This window comes from Polaromonas sp. P3_C2 (genome assembly GCF_056402675.1).
On sequence record NZ_JBFUGX010000677.1, the window covers coordinates 1 to 2149 of the forward strand.

Consider the following 2149-nt stretch of genomic DNA (forward strand, 5'->3'; position numbering starts at 1 on the left):
CCCAGCCGCACGCCGATCTACGCGATCCTGGGCCGCAATGTCGAGTACGTCATCCACGATGCCGGCGCCACCGCGATTGGCTCCTCCATCTTCAATGCACGCACCCGGGTGTCCAATGCCATCGGCTACGCCAGCCCGGTGATCAGCAACTTCGTTTTCCGCGCCGGCCATTACTTCAATGGTGAAGGCCTGCCGGAAACCGCGGCCGGCCCGATCCGCTTTGAAAGCGACTACAAGCAGACCGATGTCTCGCTGAGCTACGGCGAAGGCGGCGGCCCGCTGGGCCTGGGCGTCGGCTACGGAAGGGACAGCAAACGCGGCGGCGCCCTGCTCAATGATTTCAGGAACAAGTGGATGCTGGTGGGCTCCTACGACTTCGGCGAGATCCGGGCCTGGGCGGTYTACAACCGTGACAACTTTGAGGGCAATGCGCTGTCGCGCAGCAAGGTGGCGGCRCAGATGATCGGCGCTTCGTGGGACATCACGCCCAGCAGCAAGGTCATGGCCAACTACATCCGCAAGGATGTSCAGAGCGATCCTGCGGCCAAGCTCAAGCGCTTCCAGGCGGGCTACTCCTACAAGATGAGCAATCGCACTTCGCTGTACGGCTTCTATGACCGCTCGGACCCGAACAACCGTGTCGCCAATGACGTGATCCGTGTTTACGGGGTTGGCATTCAGCATAACTTCTGAGCGCACAAAGGCACGCGATCAGTATCTCGTCCGCAAAGCCCGCCTCCGGCGGGCTTTTGTCATCAATGCACCGGCCAAGCCTTAGGCAAATTCAATCAATGGGTGTCAACTCCCCTTAGTCCCCGCACAGGCCCTTTTCAACCATGTCCAGCAGGCGCTCGCCGATCTGCTGCATCTGCGGGCCGATGAGGGGGCCCAGCGGGCCGTCAATCACCAGCATGGCCAGGCCGTGTACCGCCGACCAGGCGAGGAACTCAGCCCCGGGGCGGCGCTCGGGCGGCAACACGCCGGCGCCCACAAGTTTGTCGAGCGCGGCACCCAACAACTCGAAGGGGTCCAGGCCGCTTTCCCCTTTGCGCTCGGTGTCCGCCGGCGCGCCCTGGGCTCTTTCTTTCAGATCATCCGAGGGGCCAAAGGCCGTACGGAACARCCCGCTCTCTGCCTGCGCAAACCGCAAATAGCCGGCGCCAACCGCGCGCACGTTGGCGCGGGCGAATTCGGCTGGCGGCAAACCCTGGGGCAGCGCAGCCAGTTCGGCCTCCATCGCGCGGGCCACGGCCGCCAGCGCGGCTGAACGAACCGCATACAGCAAAGCCTGGCGGTTTTCAAAATGGCGGTAGGCCGCATTAGGCGCAACGCCCGCGCGGCGCGTGGCTTCGCGCAACACCACAGCCTCGGGCCCGCCGGCGCGGGCCAGTTCCACCCCGGCCTCCAGCAAGGCACGCCGCAGGTCGCCGTGGCGGTAAGTGCTGCGGGGCGGCGGGACTGGCTGGGAGGGAGGCGCGGTCGACATGGCTTGTTACTTATTTATGTGGACAGTGTTCATTATCTTTGCTATTCTTTTGTGGACGGTGTACACAATACTGCTGATTTGGCCACCGCACAAGGCCCGCAAGCCTTTAACGATTCTTTAAACGCTCTTCTTTCAAGGAACCAGACCATGCAGAAAATCACCCCCTTCCTGTGGTTCAACGACCAGGCCGAGGAAGCCATGAATTTTTATGTTTCGATCTTCAAGAACTCGAAGATCACCATGCTCAGGCGCTACGGCAAGGAAGGTCCGGGCCCGGAGGGTTCCGTCATGACCGGCAGTTTCCAGCTCGAAGGCCAGGAATTCATGGCACTCAACGGCGGCCCGCACTTCAGCTTCACACCGGCGATTTCGCTGTTCGTGGACTGCAAGACGCAGGAAGAGGTGGACGAGCTCTGGGACAAGCTCTCGGCCGGGGGCGCGCCCAACCAGTGCGGCTGGGTCCAGGACAAATTCGGCCTGTCGTGGCAGATCATCCCCACCGCGCTCGGCGACATGCTGGGCGACAAGAACCCGGCCAAGGCCGGCGCCGCCATGAGCGCCATGCTGAAGATGCGCAAGATCAATATCAAGGAACTCCAGGAAGCCTATGACAGGGCCTGAAGAAGCACCTACTCATTCAATCATTCAAGGAGAAACCCGTGA

Annotated in this window: 3 protein-coding genes; 2 read left to right on the plus strand and 1 reads right to left on the minus strand. The window is 62.1% G+C overall.

Going from position 1 to position 2149, the window contains the following annotated elements; all coding sequences use genetic code 11:
- On the plus strand, positions 1-693 hold a 693-nt coding region (locus AC1DWI_RS20620), incomplete at its 5' end, for a porin (RefSeq protein ID WP_477725624.1).
- A gap of 115 nt (positions 694-808) precedes the next feature.
- On the opposite strand, the gene AC1DWI_RS20625 is transcribed toward AC1DWI_RS20620, so the two are convergent.
- Positions 809-1486 (minus strand): TetR/AcrR family transcriptional regulator, encoded by a 678-nt coding sequence (locus tag AC1DWI_RS20625; protein ID WP_477670497.1) that lies wholly within the window; start codon positions 1484-1486, stop codon positions 809-811.
- 147 nt (positions 1487-1633) lie between these two features.
- Between AC1DWI_RS20625 and AC1DWI_RS20630 the strand changes: the two genes are divergently transcribed.
- Positions 1634-2107, plus strand: coding sequence for a VOC family protein (locus AC1DWI_RS20630; RefSeq protein ID WP_477670496.1), 474 nt, complete (start codon positions 1634-1636; stop codon positions 2105-2107).
- Positions 2108-2149: the final 42 nt, after the last annotated feature.